Origin of the sequence: Streptomyces sp. WZ-12, from assembly GCF_028898845.1 — a bacterium.
GTDB lineage: Bacteria > Actinomycetota > Actinomycetes > Streptomycetales > Streptomycetaceae > Streptomyces.
The window spans coordinates 2,155,752-2,174,054 of sequence record NZ_CP118574.1; the positions used below are offsets into that span (position 1 = coordinate 2,155,752).

Annotated in this window: 2 protein-coding genes; both read right to left on the minus strand. The window is 75.0% G+C overall.

All coding sequences use genetic code 11. The annotated features are described in order from the left end of the window. Positions 1-20: 20 nt before the first annotated feature. Entirely contained in the window at positions 21-4,004 is a 3,984-nt protein-coding gene (locus PV796_RS09245; protein WP_446750679.1) for a type I polyketide synthase, read from the minus strand. Next, positions 4,001-18,283 (minus strand): type I polyketide synthase, encoded by a 14,283-nt coding sequence (locus PV796_RS09250; RefSeq protein WP_274912457.1) that lies wholly within the window; start codon positions 18,281-18,283, stop codon positions 4,001-4,003. The genes PV796_RS09245 and PV796_RS09250 overlap by 4 nt, the downstream gene beginning before the upstream one ends. Positions 18,284-18,303 lie beyond the last annotated feature (20 nt).

Here is an 18,303-nt window from a genome sequence, read left to right on the forward strand (position 1 = left end):
GGTGACTGTGTTGTGGACGGTTATGCGCTCGCCATGCGCCCTGAGGCGATCCAGTCGTCGACTGCCCGCGCCGCTTCCTCCGCGTGGTCGCGCATCATCGTGAAGTGGTTGCCCGGTACGTCGATCGCGGTGTGCGGGAACTCCAGGGTGGCCTGCCAGTCGTCTGCGCCGGACCAGGCACCCAAGGGTTCGGTGGCCCGCAGCAACAGGGTGGGCGCGGCGGTCGGTTGCGGCCGCCAGTCGGCGAACAGTTTCGAGTGGGCGGCCGATGCGGTGATCCGGGTGTCGTCGAGGGCGACGAACGCGCCGTCGCGGTCGAGCACCCCCTCGGTGAGCTCCTTCTCCCAGGTCAGGAGCCGGTCCATGATCCGTGGCTCGTACATGTCGCTGAGCACGACGGCGCCCGGGCCGCTCCCCTGCTCCTCCAGGCGGCCGGCCAGCGCCTGGGCGATCAGTGCGCCTCCGGAGTGGCCCATGAGGACGAACGGCCGGCCGTCGGCCAGTCGTTGGACGGCGTCCGCCTGGACCTCCAGCAGTGCGTCGAGGTCGGCGGCCACCGGTTCGCCGGCACGGTAGCCGGGCACCGGGAGCGCCCAGAGGTCCCGGCGGCCGCGCAGCGGCGCGGCGAACCGCACGAACTCGTGCGGGCCGGACGTGGCGACGAATCCGCAACAGCCGATCAGCAGCGGCCCCGCCCCGCCCCGGGCCAGGCGGACGGGGGGCGGCAACTCGCCTGCCCCGTCCGGCCCGTGGTAGGCCGGGCGGTACGCGGACAGGCCGGCCATGGCCAGCATGAACTCCCGTACCCGGTCGGTGTGCACCGCCTCGCGGTACATCTCCCCCAGCGCTCCGGGGCCGCTGGCCCGGCCGGAACCGGGCGCGGTGGCCCCGCCCAGTTCGCCGTGGAGGTGCGCGGCGAGCTCGCGGGGTGTCTGGTGGTCGAAGACGACACCGACGGGGAGCGGGAGGCCGGTGGCGGCACCGAGGCGGTTGCGCAGCTCGGTGGCGGTGAGTGAGTCGATGCCGCATTCGGTGAACAGCGCGCCGGTGTCGATGAGTTCGGGACCGTCGTAGCCGAGGACCTCGGCGGTGAGCGCGCGCACCAGGTCCAGCACGGCGTCCTCGCTGTCCAGCGGGGCGGTGTGCGGCGGGGCGGGCTCGGGGCGCCGCTCGGGTGCGGTGGGGTCCGGGGCGACCGCGGTGGGCTCCGGCGCGCCTCGGGTGCGGGGTCGCGGCCAGTAGCGCCGGCGCTGGAAGGCGTAGGTGGGGAGGTCGATCGTCCGGGCTCCGGCGAGCAGCGGGCCCCAAGTGGTCTCCATGCCGTGGGTGTTGAGCCGGGCGACGGCGGTGAGCAGTGCATGCAGCGGATCGCGGTCGGCGCGTTGGGTGGCGACGCAGACGGCGTCGGAGCCGTCGAGGGTGGCGGCGGCCAGGGCGGTGAGCACGCTGTCCGGGCCGACCTCCACGAACCGGGTCACACCGGCGTCGGACGCGCTCCGCACCGCGTCGGCGAACCGCACCGCCTCGCGCACCTGCCGCACCCAGTACGCGGACGAGCAGAGGTCGTCGGCGGAGGCTGCCTGGCCGGTGAGCGTCGAAACCACCGGAATGCTCGGCGCCCGGTACGTCAACTCGCCCGCGACGGCAGCGAACTCGTCCAGCATGCCGTCCATGCGGTGGGAGTGGAAGGCATGCGACACCCGCAGACGGTTGACCTTCCGACCGTTCGCCCGAGCCCACTCACGCACGGCCTCGACGGCCTCAGCATCACCGGACACCACCACCGCACCCGGGCCGTTGACCGCCGCAAGCGACACCAACTCACCCAAATGCGCGGCGATTTCGTCCTCGCGGGCCTGGACGGCGAGCATCGCCCCACCCTCCGGCAACGCCTGCATCAACCGACCACGGGCGGCAACCAGAGCACAGGCATCCTCCAGCGACAGCACCCCAGCCACCTGCGCCGCCGCCACCTCACCAACCGAATGCCCGATCAACACGTCCGGAACGACCCCGAAGGACTCCAGCAGCCGGAACAACGCCACCTCGAACGCGAACAGCCCGGTCTGGGCATGCACGGTCTGATTCAGCTCGGCCTCGTCAGCGCCCCACACCACCTCACGCAGGGACCCACCCAACGCCCGCTCCAGCCCCTCGACACAGGCGTCGAAAGCCTCGGCGAACACCGGGAAGCGGGCATGCAACTCGCGTCCCATGCCCAGCCGTTGAGCGCCCTGGCCGGAGAAGAGGAAGCCGACTCGGCCACCGCCGGTCGCGGTTGCCTGGCTCCGCACCACGTCGGGGGAGGGTGTGGCGTCGGCCAGCGCCGCCAGGGCGGCCAGGAGTTGGGCGCGGTCGGCGCCCACGACGGTCGCGCGGTGGGGGAACGCGGTGCGGGTCGTCGCGAGGGAGTGGGCCACGTCCAGGGGGGTGAGTTCCGGTCGTTGGCGGATCGATGCGGCCAGTCGGCCGGCCTGGGCGCGCAGGGCCTCCTCGGAGCGGGCGCCGAGCGTCCAGGGCAGCAGGGTGGGCCGGGAGGCCGGCAACTCGCCTGCGGGCGGGGCCTCTTCGGGGGGTACCTGTTCCGGGGTCGGCGCCTGTTCCAGGATGACGTGGGCGTTGGTGCCGCTGATGCCGAAGGAGGAGACCGCCGCGCGGCGCGGGTGGCCGGTCTCCGGCCAGGGGCGGGACTCGGTGAGCAGTTCCACGGCGCCGGCGGACCAGTCGACGTGGACGGTCGGTTCGTCCACGTGCAGGGTCTGCGGCAGCAGTCCGTGCTGCATGGCGGCGACCATCTTGATGATGCCGGCGGCGCCGGCGGCGGCCTGGGTGTGGCCGATGTTGGACTTGATGGAGCCCAGCCAGAGCGGGCGGCCCTCGGGGCGGCCCTGGCCGTAGGTGGCGAGCAGTGCCTGGGCCTCGATCGGGTCGCCGAGGGTGGTGCCGGTGCCGTGGGCCTCCACCGCGTCGATGTCGGCGGCGGACAGGCCGGCGTTGGCCAGTGCCTGGCGGATCACGCGGCGTTGGGACGGACCGTTGGGGGCGGTCAGTCCGTTGGAGGCGCCGTCCTGGTTGACGGCCGAGCCGCGGACCACGGCCAGGATGCGGTGGCCGTTGCGGCGGGCGTCGGAGAGCCGTTCGAGGACGAGCATGCCCATGCCCTCGGCGAAGGCGGTGCCGTCGGCGGCGGTGGCGAAGGAACGGCAGCGGCCGCCGGCGGACAGTCCGCGTTGGCGGGAGAACTCCAGCAGCGCCATCGGCGTGCACATCAGCGTCACACCGCCGGCGAGGGCCAGTGCGCACTCCCCCGCGCGCAGTGCCTGGGCGGCGAGGTGCAGGCTGACGAGGGAGGAGGCGCAGGCGGCGTCCACGGTGACCGCGGGGCCCTCGAAGCCGAGGGCGTAGGCGATCCGGCCGGAGACCAGGCTGGTGGCGTTGCCGGTGTTGAGGTGGCCGGCGGTCGGTTCGTCGGAGCCCAGCAGGATGGTGGTGTAGTCGCCGCCGCTGCATCCCATGTAGACGCCGACCGGCTTCTTGCGGAGGGCGGCGGGGTCGAGGCGGGCGTGTTCCAGTGCGGTCCAGGCGCCTTCGAGGAGCAGGCGTTGTTGGGGGTCCATGGACATCGCCTCGCGCGGGGATATCCGGAAGAAGCCGGCGTCGAAGTCGGCGGCGTCGTAGAGGAATCCGGCCTCGCGGGCGTAGCTGGTGCCGGGGTTCTCCGGGTCCGGGTGGTAGAGGGCGTCCAGGTCCCAGCCGCGGTCGGTGGGGAGGCCGGCGATGCCGTCCCGGCCGGAGGCGACCAGTTGCCACAGGCCGTCGGGGTCGGTGACCTCGCCGGGGTAGCGGCAGCTCATCCCGACGATGGCCACCGGTTCCTGGTGGCGGGCGCGCAGTTCGGCGTTCTCCTGGCGTGCCTGTTGCAACTCCCCGATGACGCGCTTGAGGTAGTCGCGCAGCTTGTCTTCGTTGTTCATCGGTTTCCGTCCCCTCGCCGGTCCGCTCAGTCCCGGGTGTCGTGGGGCCGGTCGGCCAGCCCGAGGTCGTTGTCGACGAGCGCGAACAGTTCGTCGTCGGTCGCCGCGGCCAGGCTGTCGGTTCCGGTCGCTGCGGCGTCGCCGCCGGTGGTGAGTTTGGCCAGCAACGTCGTCAGGCGCCGGGCGAGTTCGTCGCGGGTGTCCTCTTCGAGCTCGGTGGCGAGGGCGGCTTCCAGGCGGTCGAGGTCGCCGAGCACGGTGGTGGTGCCGTCGGTGGTGCGGGTGAGTTCGTCGAGGACGAAGTCGGCCAGTTCGGCGGGGGTGGGGTGGTCGAAGACCAGGGTGGTGGGCAGGCGCAGTCCGGTGGCGGTGCTGATCTGGTGGTGGAGTTCGACGGCGGTGAGGGAGTCGATGCCCAGTTCGCGGAAGGGGCGGTCGGGGTCGAGGGCGTCGGTGGAGGGGTAGCCGAGGACGGCGGCGAGGTGGCCGTTGGTGAGTTCGGTGAGGGTGCGGCGCCGTTCCGGTGCGGGCAAGTCGGCCAGTGTGGCGCGGAGTTGGGCGGTGGTGTCGGCGGCTTCCTCGGGGGTGTCGGTGGTCGCCAGGGCGGTGCGGACCTCGGGGACGTCGTCGAGCAGGGGGCGGCGTCGGGCCAGGGTGAAGCTGGGGGCGAAGGTCGGCCAGTCGACGTCGGCGAGGGTGAGGGTGGTCTCGTCGTGCCGTAGGGCCTGGGCCAGTCCGGCGATCGCGACGGGCGGGGGCATCAGCGGCAGTCCGGCGCGGCGGGCCGCCTCCGCGTTGCCGGCGAGGTTGATCATGCCGATGTCGCTCCAGGCACCCCAGGCCACCGAGGTGGCGGTGCGGCCCTGGGCGCGGCGCCAGGCGGCGAAGGCGTCGAGGAAGGCGTTGGCGGCGCCGTAGCCGGCCTGGGCTCCGCTGCCCCAGGTGCTGGAGACGGAGGAGAACAGGACGAAGGCGTCGAGTTCGTGGTCGCGGAGCAGGGCGTCGAGGTGGCGGGCGCCGGCGACCTTCGCGGTGGCGACGGCGGCGAGTTCGGCCGGGTCGGTGGCGGCGAGGGTGTTGTTGAGGCTGATGCCGGCGGTGTGCACGACGGTGCGCAGCGGCGGGTGGGGGTCGGTTTCCAGGTCGGCGAGCAGCGCGGCGAGGGCGTCGCGGTCGGCGACGTCGCAGGCGGCGAGGGTGACCGCGGCGCCAAGTGTCCTGAGTTCGTCGGCGAGTTCGGGGGCGCCGGGTGCCTGGGGGCCGCTGCGGCTGGTCAGCACCAGGTGTGCGGTGCCGGTGCGGGCGAGCCAGCGGGCGACCTCGGCGCCCAGGCCGCCGGTGCCGCCGGTGATCAGGGCGGTGCCGCGGGTGCGCGCGGTGTCGGGCTGGTCGCCGGTGGGCGGTTGGGCGTCGAGGGGCGCGCGGCGCAGGCGGCGCACGTAGGTGCCACCGGGGCGTACGGCGAGTTGGTCCTCGTCGTCGGCGCCGGTCAGGGCCGCGGCGAGGCGTTCGGTGACGCCGTCGGTGCCGGTCGTGGGGAGGTCGACCAATCCGCCCCAGCGGGCCGGGTGTTCCAGGCCGAGGGCGCGGCCCAGGCCCCAGACCATGGCCTGGGCGGGGTGGGTGACCGGGTCGTCCGGGCCGGTGGTCACCGCGCCCTGGGTGGCCAGCCACAGCGGCGCGTGGGCGCCGGCGTCGCCGAGGGCCTGGATGAGGGTCTGGGTGGCGGTGACGCCGGCGGGGACGACCGGGTCGGGCCGTTCGTCGAGGGCGAGGAGGGAGAGGACGCCGTGGACGGGGTCGGTGGCGGTCTCCTCGGTGAGGCGCTTGGCGAGCTGCTCGCGGTCCGGGGCGGCGGTGACGGTGAGTTCGGTGGTGTCGGGGCCCAGGGTGCGGCGGGCGGCGTCCACCGCCTCGTGCCGGAGCGCGGCGCCGTGGTCGTCGGCGGGCAGGACCAGCAGCCAGCGGCCCGGCACCGGCAGTGGGCCGGTGGTGTCGGGTGTGGTGGTGCGGTGCCAGACGATGCGGTAGCGCAGCCGGTTGAGGGTGGTGTGTTGCTGTTGCCGGCGGTGGTGGGCGGCCATCGCGGGGAGGACCGTTTCGAGCGCCTCGGGGCTGTCCAGGCCGAGGAGGTCGGCGACGGCGGCCGGGTCCTGCTGCTCCACGGCGGTCCAGAAGCCGGCGTCCGTGGCGTCCTGGGCCGGTGTGACGGCGGGGGTGGTGGCGGGTTCGGGCCAGAAGGTGCGGTGTTGGAAGGCGTAGGTGGGCAGCGGGACGCGGCGCGGGTGGGTGGGGGCGAAGTGGGCGGCCCAGTCCACGGGGTGGCCGTGGGCGTGGAGTTGGCCGACGGCCTGGAGGAGGGTGGCGGGCTCCGGTCGGTCGGCGCGCTGGGCGGCGACGATCAGCGGGGCGCGGACCGGCTCGTCGCGCTCGGCACCGTTCGCGGTGTCCGCGGTGTCCGCGAGGGTTTCCCGGGCGGGCACGGTGAGCACGGCGTCGGGGCCGAGTTCGAGGAAGGCGGCGGCGCCGGCCCGGGCGGCGGCTCGGACGCCGTCGGCGAACCGTACGGCGCCGCGGACCTGCCGCACCCAGTAGTCGGGGGTGCGCAGTTCGTCCGGGCCGGCGAGTTCGCCGGTGACGTTGGAGATGACCGGGATGCGCGGCGGGTGGTAGGTGACTGAGGCGGCGGCCGCGGCGAACTCGCTGAGCATGCCGTCCATATGGGCGGAGTGGAAGGCGTGCGAGACCCGCAGCCGGCGGGTCTTGCGGCCGCGGTCGCGCCATAGCCGCTCGCAGGCGTCGACGGCGGGGGCGGCGCCGGAGACGACGACGGAGGTGGGGCCGTTCACCGCGGCGATCTCCAACTCCGGTCCGAGCGCGCCGCTCACCTCGTCGGCGGTGGCCTGCACCGCGAGCATGGCGCCGCCGGTCGGCAGGGCCTGCATCAGTCGGCCGCGGGCGGCGACGAGGGCGGCGGCGTCGTCGAGCGTCAGCACGTCGGCGAGGTGGGCGGCGGTGAGTTCGCCGATGGAGTGGCCGAGCAGCAGGTCGGCGGTGATGCCCCAGGACTCCAGCAGCCGGTACTGGGCGACCTCGACGGCGAACAGGGCGGCCTGGGCGTAGCCGGTCTGGTGGAGTGCGTCGGCGGTGCCGGTCCACATCACGTCGCGGAGCGGCCGGTCGAGGTGTTGGTCGAGCCGGGCGCACACCGCGTCGAGCTCGTCGGCGAACAGCGGGTGGGCGGCGGCGAGTTCGCGGCCCATGCCGGGGCGTTGGGCGCCCTGGCCGGAGAACAGCACCGCGAGCCGGCCGCGGTCGGCGGCGGTGCCGGTGACGACGTCGGCGGCGGGTCGGCCGGCGGCGAGCGCGGCGACGCCGTCGAGCAGTCGGGCGCGGTCCGGGCCGGTGACGACGGCGCGGTGGGTGAGCGCGGCGCGGGTGGTGGCCAGGGAGAAGCCGATGTCGGACGGGGTGGTGTCGGCGTGGTCGGTGAGGTGGGTGTGGAGTCGGGCGGCCTGGTCGCGCAGGGCGGCGGCGGAGTCGCCGGAGAGCACCCAGGGCGTCACCGGCGGGTCCACGTTCCGGGCCGGTTCGGGCGTCGGTGCCGTCAACTCCGGTTCTGTGACGGACTGTTGAGCGGGTGCCTCTTCGAGGACGGCGTGGGCGTTGGTGCCGCCGATGCCGAAGGCGGACACCCCGGCGCGGCGCGGGCGGTCGGCCGCGGGCCAGGCGAGGGTCTCGGTCAGCAGGCGGACGTTGCCGTCGGTCCAGTCGACGTGCGGGGTCGGCTCGTCGATGTGCAGGGTCTTGGGCAGGGCCTCATGGCGCAGCGCGAGGACCATCTTGAGGACGCCGGCGATGCCGGCGGCGGCCTGGGTGTGGCCGATGTTGGACTTGATCGAGCCGAGCCACAGCGGCCGGTCGTCGGCGCGGTCCTGCCCGTAGGTGGCCAGGAGTGCCTGGGCCTCGATGGGGTCGCCGAGGGTGGTGGCGGTGCCGTGGGCCTCGACCGCGTCGATGTCGGCGGCCGACAGTCCGGCGTTGTCCAACGCCTGGCGGATGACGCGCTGTTGGGCGGGGCCGTTGGGGGCGCTGATGCCGTTGGAGGCGCCGTCCTGGTTGACGGCGGTTCCGCGGACGACGGCGAGGATCGGGTGGCCGTTGCGCTGTGCGTCGGAGAGGCGTTCCAGCAGGACCACGCCGGCGCCCTCGCCCCAGCCGGTGCCGTCGGCGGCCGCGGCGAAGGTCTTGCAGCGGCCGTTGGGGGCCAGGCCGCCCTGGCGGCTGAAGCCGACGAAGATCGTCGGGGTGGACATCACGGTGGCGCCGCCGGCCAGCGCGAGGGTGCAGTCGCCCTGTCGGAGTGCCTGGCAGGCCAGGTGCAGTGCCACCAGGGAGGCGGAGCAGGCGGTGTCGACGGTGACGGCCGGGCCTTCGAGGCCGAAGGTGTAGGACAGCCGGCCCGAGATGACGCTGGCCGCGCTGCTGGTGACCATGAAGCCCTCGTCGGCGCCGCCGGCGCGGTGCAACAGGCCCGGGTAGTCCTGGTAGTTGGTGCCGACGTAGACACCGGTGGCGGCTCCGCGCAGGGACTGCGGGTCGATGCCGGCGCGTTCGAAGGTCTCCCAGGCGGTCTCCAGCAGCAGCCGCTGCTGGGGGTCCATCGACAGGGCTTCGCGGGGCGAGATCCGGAACAGCGCGGGGTCGAACTCGCCGGGGTCGTCGAGGAATCCGCCCTCGCGGACGTAGCTGGTGCCGGGCCGGCTGCCGTCCGGGGAGTAGAGCCGCTCCAGGTCCCAGCCGCGGTCGGCGGGGAACGGGCCGATGGCGTCGGTGCCGCCGGCCAGCAGCTCCCACAGGTCCTCGGGGGTGCGGACGCCACCGGGGAAGCGGCAGCCCATGGCGACGACGGCGATCGGCTCGTCGGTGCCCGCGGTGCCGGTGGCGGCGGGAGCCCGGCCGGCCGGTGTCGGTTCCTCGCCGCCGACGTGGCGCACCAGGTGGGCGGCGAGCGCCTGCGGCGTCGGGTGGTCGAAGACCAGGGTGACGGGCAGCCGCAGGCCGGTGGCGGTGCCGAGCAGGCCGCGGAACTCCACGGAGGTCAGCGAGTCGAAGCCGAGCTCGCGGAACGGGCGGTCGGCGGGGACCGCGTCCGCGGAGGCGTGCCCGAGGACGGCGGCGGCCTGCGCCCGGACCAGGTCGAGGACCGTCTGGGCGCGTTCGGAGGCGGGCAGTTGGGCCAGCCGGCGGGCCAGGTCGGGCCCGGTCGTGTGGTCGGGGGCGGTCGTCGGCCGGCCCTGGCGGCTCTCCGGCAGGTCGGCGAGGAACGCCCCGCGGCCCGCCGCAGGCGCTCCGGCGGCCGGGCCGGACCAGTCGAGGTCGGCGAGGGCGATGCGGGTGTCGTCGTGGTCGAGGGCGTGCCGCAGTGCGGTGACGGCGAGTTCGGGGGACATCGCCCGGGCCATGCCGCGGCGGGTCCGGTGGTGGTCGGCGGTGCCCTCGGTGGCCCGGCTGCCGGCCCAGGCGCCCCAGGCGATGGAGGTGGCGGTCAGGCCGTCGGCGCGGCGCTGCTCGGCCAGCGCGTCCAAGTAGGCGTTGGCGGCGGCGTAGTTGGCCTGGCCGGCGTTGCCGAGCGGGTCGGCGAGCGAGGAGAACAGCACGAACGCCGACAGGTCGCGGTCCTTGGTGAGCTCGTGCAGGTTGCGGGCGGCCCGGACCTTGGGGCGGAGCACGGTCTCGAACCGTTCGGGGGTCAGGCCGTCGATGATGCCGTCGTCGAGTACGGCGGCGGCGTGGAAGACGGCGGTCAGCGGCTGGTCCTCGGGCAGTTGGGCGAGGACGGCGGCGAGCGCGTCGTGGTCGGCGGCGTCGCAGGCGGCGAGGGTGACGCGGGCGCCGAGCGCGGTGAGTTCGGCCGCCAGCTCGGTGGCGCCGGGGGCGTCCGGGCCGCGGCGGCTGAGCAGCAGCAGGTGGGCGGCGCCGTCCCGGGCCAGCCGTCGGGCGACATGGGCGCCGACCGCGCCGGTGGCACCGGTGAGCAGCACCGTGCCGTCGGGGGTCCACTGCCGGGCGGGGGCGCGGTCGCCGAGCGGGTCGCGGCGCAGCCGGTGGCCGAAGAGTCCGGTGGCGCGCACCGCCACCTGGTCGTCGTCGCCGGCGAGCGCGGCCGCCAGTCGGTCGCCGGCGCGCTCGTCCAGCGTCTCGGGCAGGTCGATCAACCCGCCCCAGGACTGGGCGAGTTCGCGGGCGGCGACCCGGCCCAGTCCCCACAGGGGTGCCTGGTCGGGGTGGGTGAGGCGGTCGGCGCGGCCGGTGGTGACGGCGCCCCGGGTGGCGACCCACAGGGGTGCGTCGAGGGCGGCGTCGGCGAGTGCCTGGATGAGGGCGGCGGTGGTGGTCAGTCCGGCGGTCGCCGACGGGGCGTCGGCCGCCGGGCGTTCGTCCAGCCCGAGGAGGGAGAGCACGCCGGCGAACTCCCGGCCGTCGGCGGCCTCGGCGAGCCGGGCGGCCAGTGGTGCGCGCCCGTGCTCGTCGTCGGCGATCTCCAGCGGTACGGCATGCGCGCCGTGTCGGTCCAGGGCCCGGGCGCAGGCGTCGACGAGGTCGCCGTCGGCTCCGGCCTGGGTGAGCAGCAGCCAGGTGCCGTGCAGCGCGGGGCGGGCGTCGGTGCGCAGCGGCTGCCAGCGGGTGCGGTAGCGCCAGCCGTCGACGGTGGACTCGGCGCGGTGCCGGGCCCGCCATGCGGAGAGTGCGGGGACGATGGTGCGCAGCGCCTCGGCGTCGTCGAGGGCGAGGGTGCCGGTGAGGGCGTCCAGGTCCGCGTCGTCGACGGCCGCCCAGAACCGGGCCTCGGCGGCGTCCCGTTGGCCGTCGGCGGTGGCGCCGCGGTCCTGGGCGCCGGGCCAGTAGCGCTCCCGTTGGAAGGCGTAGGTCGGCAGCGGCACGGTGCCGGTGTCGGGCCCGAACCAGCGGGCCCAGTCGACGGGCAGGCCCTGGGTGTGGCCCTCGGCGAGCGAGGTGAGGAACCGGCGCGGCCCGCCGTCGTTGCGGCGCAGCGAGCCGACGGTGACCACGGACGCGCCGGCGGTCTGGGCGGTTTCCTGGACGGCGGAGACCAGCAGCGGGTGCGGGCTCAGCTCGACGAAGGTGGTGTGGCCGTCGGCGATCAGCGCGCGGGTGGCCGGCTCGAAGAGGACCGGCTCGCGCACATTGCGGTACCAGTAGGCGGCGTCGGCGGGCGCGTCGAGGAGGGCGCCGGTGACCGTGGAGTAGAGCGGCAGCGTGCCGGGGCCCGGGGTGAGGGGGGCGAGCTCGCGCAGGAGTTGGTCGCGCAGGCCCTCGACGGCGGGCGAGTGGGCGGCGAGGTTGACCCCGCGGACCTTGCGGGCGCGGACGCCGTCGGCCTCGCAGGCGGCGATCAGCTCGTCCAGGGGCTCGGACGCGCCGCAGACCACCACGGAGGACGGGCCGTTGACGACGGCGACGGACAGGGCGTCGCCCCAGTGCGCCAGCCGCGCGCGGACCTCGTCGTGCGGCAGGGCCAGGGAGACCATCTCGCCCTGCCCGTTGACGGAGGTCATGGCGCGGCTGCGGAGCGCGATGACGCGGGCCGCGTCGGCGAGGGTCAGGTGCCCGCTGAGGTGGGCGGCGGCGACCTCGCCCTGGCTGTGGCCGACGACGGCGTCGGGTTCGACGCCGTAGGACTGCCACAGCCGCGCCAGCGACACCATCACGCTGAACAGCACCGGCTGCACCACGTCGACCCGTTCGAGCCCTGGCGCGTCCGGTTCGCCGGTCAGCACGTCGAGGACCGACCAGTCGGTGAAGCGGCGCAGTTCCCGGTCGCAGTCGGTCAGCGCGGTGCGGAACGGCTCGGAGGCGGCGAGGAGTTCGGCGGCCATACCGGGCCACTGGGAGCCCTGGCCGGGCAGCACGAACACGACCTTGCCGCCGGCGAGCCCGGGGGCCGCGGTGCCGGTCACCACATGGGCGGCCGGGGTTCCGGCGGCCAGCGCGGCGAGTCCGGCCCGCAGCGCCGCGGGGTCGTGGTCCACCACGGCGGCCCGGTGCTCGAAGGCGGTGCGGGTGCCGGCCAGCGACCAGCCGAGGCGGTGCGGGTCAGCGTCCGAGCCGTCGGCGTCGAGGTGGGCGCGGAGCCGGTCGGCCTGGGCGCGCAGCGCGGCCGGTGTCCGGCCGGAGAGCACCCAGGGCACGGGGCCGGCCTCCGGGGAGCCGGGCTCGGCGGTCAACGGCGGTTCGACGGCGGGCCGTTCGGCCGCGTCGGGCGCGGGCGCGGCCTCCAGGATCAGGTGGACGTTGGTGCCGCTGATGCCGAAGGACGACACCCCGGCGCGGCGGGGCCGCTCGGCGTCCTCGGGCCAGGGGCGGGCCTCGGTCAACAGCCGGATGGCGCCCGCCGACCAGTCGACGTGGCCGGAGGGCCGGTCGGCGTGCAGGGTCCTCGGCAGCACGCCGTGCCGCAGGGCCAGCACCATCTTGATGATGCCGGCGGCGCCGGCGGCGGCCTGGGTGTGCCCGAGGTTGGACTTCACCGACCCCAGCCACAACGGCCGCTCCGCGTCCCGTTCCTTCCCGTACGTCGCCAGCAGCGCCTGGGCCTCGATCGGGTCGCCCAACGACGTGCCCGTGCCGTGCCCCTCGACCACGTCCACCTCGGCCGCCGACAGGCCCGCGTTCGCCAACGCCTGCCGGATCACCCGTTGTTGGGACGGGCCGTTCGGCGCGGTGAGGCCGTTGGAGGCGCCGTCCTGGTTGACCGCCGAGCCCCGCAGCACGGCCAGCACCTGGTGCCCGTTGCGCCGCGCGTCCGACAGCCGCTCCAGCAGCACCATCCCGACGCCCTCGGAGAAGCCCGCGCCGTCCGCGCCGTCGCCGAACGCCTTGCAGCGGCCGTCGGAGGCGATGCCGCCCTGCGCGGCGAACTCGCCGAAGAGGGTGGGCGCCGCCATCACCGTGACGCCGCCGGCCAGCGCCAGCGCGCACTCGCCGTTGCGCAGCGCCTGGGCGGCCAGGTGCACGGCGACCAGCGACGAGGAGCAGGCCGTGTCGATGGTCACCGCCGGGCCCTCCAGCCCGAGGGCGTAGGAGATCCGGCCGGAGACCACGCTGCCGGTGTTGCCGGTGCCGATGTAGCCGGCCACCTCGGGCGGGGCGGCGGACAGCAGCGACCCGTAGTCCAGTCCGTTGGTGCCCGCGAACACGCCGGTGGCGCTGCCCCGCAGCGTCTCCGGGTCGAGGCCGGCCCGCTCCAGGACCTCCCAGGAGGTCTCCAGCAGCAGCCGCTGCTGCGGGTCCATCGCCAGCGCCTCGCGCGGCGAGATCCCGAAGAAGCCGGCGTCGAAGTCGGCCGCGTCGTAGAGGAATCCGCCCAGGACGCCGGTGGGCGACAGGCTCTCCAGCCGCGCCACGTCCCAGCCGCGGTCGGTCGGGAACGCGCCGATGCCCTCGCCGCCGGACTCCAGCATCCGCCAGAGGTCCTCCGGTGAGGTGACCCCGCCCGGGAAGCGGCAGGACATCGAGACCACCGCGATCGGGTCGTCGGCGCCCGCGCCCGGCGCCGCGGCCAGCGCGGCCGCCGGCAGCGCCCGGGCGTCGGACACCCCCTCGGTGCCGGCGAGTTCGTCGCGCAGGTGGCGGGCGAGCGCGCCGGGGGTCGGGTAGTCGAAGACGAGGGTGGCGGGCAGCGGCAGCCCGACCGCCTCCTTGATGCGGTTGCGCAGTTCCACCGCGGTCACCGAGTCGAAGCCCACGTCGGTGAACGCCTGGTTCTCCCGCACCGCCTCCGGCGTGGCGTAGCCCAACACCGTCGCGACCTGCCCGCGCACCACCTCCAGCAGCACCCGGAGCTGGCCCGCGGCGTCCTGCCCCGCCAGCCGGCCGGCCAGTGCCGGGGCCGCCGGCTCCGCCCGCCGGCTGCCGGCCTGCGCGGCGGCGACCCGTCGCACCTCCGGCAGCTCGTCGAAGAACCGGGTGGGGGACGTGGCGGTGTAGGCGACGTAGTAGCGGTCCCAGTCGATGTCCAGCACGCCGAGGACCGACTCGCCGTCGTCGACGGCCTGTTGGAGCGCGGTCAGCGCGCGCTCCGGCGCCATCTCCGGGATGCCGTGCCGGCGGGCGATCTCCCCGATGCCGGACGCGGCCATGCCGTCGCCGGCCCAGGGCCCCCACGCCACCGACGTGGCGGGCACGCCCGCGTCCCGTAGCTGCTGCGCGTAGGCGTCCAGCGCGGCGTTGCCCGGCGCGTAGTTGCCCTGCCCGGACGCGCCGAAGGTGCCGGCCATCGAGGAGAACAACACGAACGCCGACAGCCGCTCGCCGGCGGTCAGTTCGTACAGGTTGACCGCGCCCTGGACCTTCGGCCGCAGCACCCGGTCCACCTGGCCGGCGGTGAGCCGGTCCAGGACGGCGTCCTCCAGGGCGGCGGCGGTGTGGAAGACCGCCGAGACCGGGCCGACCTCATCGACGACGGCGCGCAGCGCCTCGCGGTCGGCGACGTCACAGCCCCGCACCGACACCCGCGCGCCCAACTCCTCCAATTCCGCTCGCAGTTCACCGGCCCCGGGAGCTTCCTCACCCCGCCGGCTGAGCAGCACCACGTGCTCGGCGCCGCGGGCGGCAACCCAGCGCGCGACATGGGCGCCCAGCGGCCCCGTGCCGCCGCTGATCAGCACGCACCCCGACGGGACCCAGGTCGCGGCGTCCGGCCGCCGGTCGCGGGCGGCCCGCACCAGCCTGCGCACCTGCACTCCGCCCGGCCGCACCGCGACCTGCGACTCCCCGTCCGGGTCGGTCAACACGGCGGCCAGCGCCCGGAACGCCCGCTCCCCCAGGCCCTCCGGGAGGTCCACCAACCCGCCCCAACGGTCCGGGTGTTCCAGGCCCGCCACGCGGCCCAGGCCCCACACGGCCGCCTGCTCGGGGCTGCGCACCCGGTCCCCGGGGCCGGTGGACACCGCACCCCGCGTCAGGCACCACAGCGGTGCGCCGATCCCCGCGTCGCCCAGGCCCTGCACCACCGCGAGGGTGTCGGTGAGCGCCCGCGGCGCCACCGTGCAGTCCGCCCCGCGACCCGCGCCGAACGCCACCAACGACACCACGCCCACGGGCGCGACGACGCCCCCCGCCTCGCCCGTCAGCGCCCCGGTGACCGCGGTCGCGATCTCGCCGCGCCCGTCGCCGTCCCGCAAAGTGACCCGTACCACGGCGGCGCCGTCCCGCTGCCAGCCCGCGACCAGTTGGTCCACCGCGGCGGCGTCCGGTATACCGTCGGAGTCGATCAGCAGCCAGGTGCCGGTCAGCCGCCCGGAGCCGGTGCGGCCGCGCTTCCAGTCGACCCGATAGCGCCACCGGTCCACCAACGACGCCTCGCGGTGCCGCCGGTACCAGGCGGAGAGCGCCGGCACCACGGCCCCCAACTCCCGCCCACCGTCCAGCGCCAGCGTCTCCGCCAGCCCCTCCAGGTCCTCCTGCTCAACCGCCTCCCAGAACCGGCCCTCGACCGGGTCCGCCGCCCGGTCCGCCCCCGCACCGTCACCGCCGGGCGCCGGCGCCTCGACGGCGGTCGGCAGCCAGTAGCGCTCCCGTTGGAAGGCGTAGGTGGGCAGATCGACGCGCCGGGGGCGATACGGGGCGAGGATCTTCCCCCAGGCGACGGGCAGACCGTGAAGGTGTGCCTGGCCGAGCGCGGTGAGGAGTTGGGCCTGGTCACCGTGGTCGCGGCGGAGCGTACCGAGGGTGGCTCCGGTGGCATCGGCGGCATCGAGGGTCTGCTCCACACCGACGGTCAGCACGGGGTGGGCGGACGCTTCGATGAAGACGGTGTGACCGGCGGCGACCGCGGCCCGGACGGCGTCCTCGAAGCGGACGGTCTGACGGAGGTTGCGGTACCAGTAGTCGGCATCGAGGTGTGCAGTGTCGGACGCCTCGCCGGTCAGCGTCGAGAAGAAGCCGACAGAGGTCGTCTCCGGCGCGATCGGGGCGAGGTCGGCCAGGATGCGGTCCCGGAGCGCCTCCACGTGTGGGGAGTGCGAGGCGTAGTCCACCGGGACGCGACGCACGCGAACGCCCTCCGCCTCCCAGGCCGCCTGGAGAGCATCCAGGGCAGCGGCGTCACCCGAAACGACCGTCACCGCCGGCCCGTTGACCGCCGCAACACCCAACCCCTCATAGCCAGCCAGGACCGCTTCCACCTCGGCGGCGGAAAGGGGGACGGACAACATGCCGCCGGCAACGGACAGGGTGGTGATGGCCTGCGAGCGCAGGGCGACGACCCGGGCGCCGTCTTCCACCGACAACGCACCGGCAACAACCGCGGCCGCGATCTCACCCTGACTGTGACCGATCACCGCAGCGGGTTCGACACCAGCCGCCCGCCACGTTGCCGCCAGACACACCATCACCGCCCACAACAACGGCTGGACAACATCGACCCGCTCCAACACAGCCGGATCGGTCGAGCGCGCCACCTCCGTCAACGACCAGTCAACGAACGGCGCCAACGCGCGCTCACACTCAGCCCATCGAGACGCAAACGCCTCCGCCGAATCCAACAGACCAGCCGCCATGCCAACCCACTGCGAACCCTGACCCGGGAACACCAACACCGCACCGGAGCCCGCGCCGACCCCAACACCCTTGATTGCAGAGGGAGTAGGTTCGTCGGACGCCACCGCGGCCACGCCCGCCAGCAGCGCGTCCCGGTCGGCGCCGACCACCACCGCGCGGTAGTCCAACGCCGCCCGCGACGACGCCAACGAGAGCGCGACGTCCGCGGGGGCCAACTCGGGGCGGTCCGCCAGGAACGCGCCCAGTCTCCCGGCCTGGGCCCGCAGTCCCGCCTCGGACTTGCCGGACAGCACCCACGCCACCGGGCCCGCGTCCGCGCGTCCGGGCGCGTCCCCCGCGGCCTCCGGCTCGGGTGCCTGCTCCAGGATCACATGGGCGTTGGTGCCGCTGATGCCGAAGGAGGAGATGCCGACGCGGCGTGCCTGGCCGGTCTCCGGCCAGGGGCGCGCCTCGGTGAGCAGTTCCACGGCGCCCGCGGACCAGTCGACGTGCGGGGTGGGCTCGTCGACGTGCAACGTCTTCGGCAGCACGCCGTGTTGCATGGCCTGGACCATCTTGATGATGCCCGCGGCACCGGCGGCGGCCTGGGTGTGGCCGAGGTTGGACTTGATCGAGCCCAGCCACAGCGGGTGACCGGTGTCCCGGTCCTGGCCGTAGGTCGCGAGCAGTGCCTGCGCCTCGATCGGGTCGCCCAGCTTGGTGCCGGTGCCGTGCGCCTCCACCGCGTCGATCTGCTCGCCGGACAGGTGCGCGTTGGCCAACGCCTGGCGGATCACGCGTTGTTGGGACGGGCCGTTGGGGGCGGTCAGGCCGCTGCTGGCGCCGTCCTGGTTGACTGCGGTGCCGCGGATGACGGCGAGGACGGGGTGCCCGTTGCGCTGCGCGTCGGACAGCCGCTCCAGCAGCAGCACGCCCACGCCCTCGCTCCAGCCGGTGCCATCGGCCGCGGCGGCGAACGACTTGGAGCGGCCGCTGGGGGCCAGGCCGCCCTGCCGGCTGAAGTCGACGAAGGTGCCGGGGGTGGACATCACGGCCACGCCGCCGGCCAGCGCCAGTCCGCATTCCCGCTGGCGGAGGGCCTGGACCGCGAGGTGCAGGGCGACCAGGGAGGAGGAGCAGGCGGTGTCGACGGTCACCGCGGGGCCTTCGAGGCCGAAGGTGTAGGCGACCCGGCCGGAGACCACGCTGCCGGCGTTGCCGGTGCTCATGAAGCCGGCCGACTGCTCCGGCACGGCGCGCACGCCGGCCGTGTAGTCGTGGTACATGACGCCGGTGAAGACGCCGGTGCGGCTGCCGCGCAGCGAGGTCGGGTCCAGGCCGGCGCGTTCCAGGGCCTCCCAGGAGGTCTCCAGCATCAACCGCTGCTGCGGGTCCATCGCCAGCGCCTCACGGGGTGAGATGCCGAAGAGGGCCGAGTCGAAGTCGGCGGCGTCGTAGAGGAATCCGCCCTCGCTGACGAAGGAGGCGGCGGCGTCGGGACCGAACAGTGCCTCCAGGTTCCAGCCGCGGTCGGTCGGGAACGCCGAGATGGCGTCCGTCTCCGAGGCGACCAGCGTCCACAGCTCCTCCGGCGAGGCGACCCCGCCGGGGTAGCGGCAGCTCATCGACACGATGGCGACCGGTTCGGTGTTCCTCGACTCGGCCTCCTGCAACAGGCGCCGCGTCTCGCGCAGATCGGCGGTGGCCCGCTTGAGGTAGTCCAGGTACCTCGCGTCAGTCGTCACGGACGTTCACTCCCCCTAGA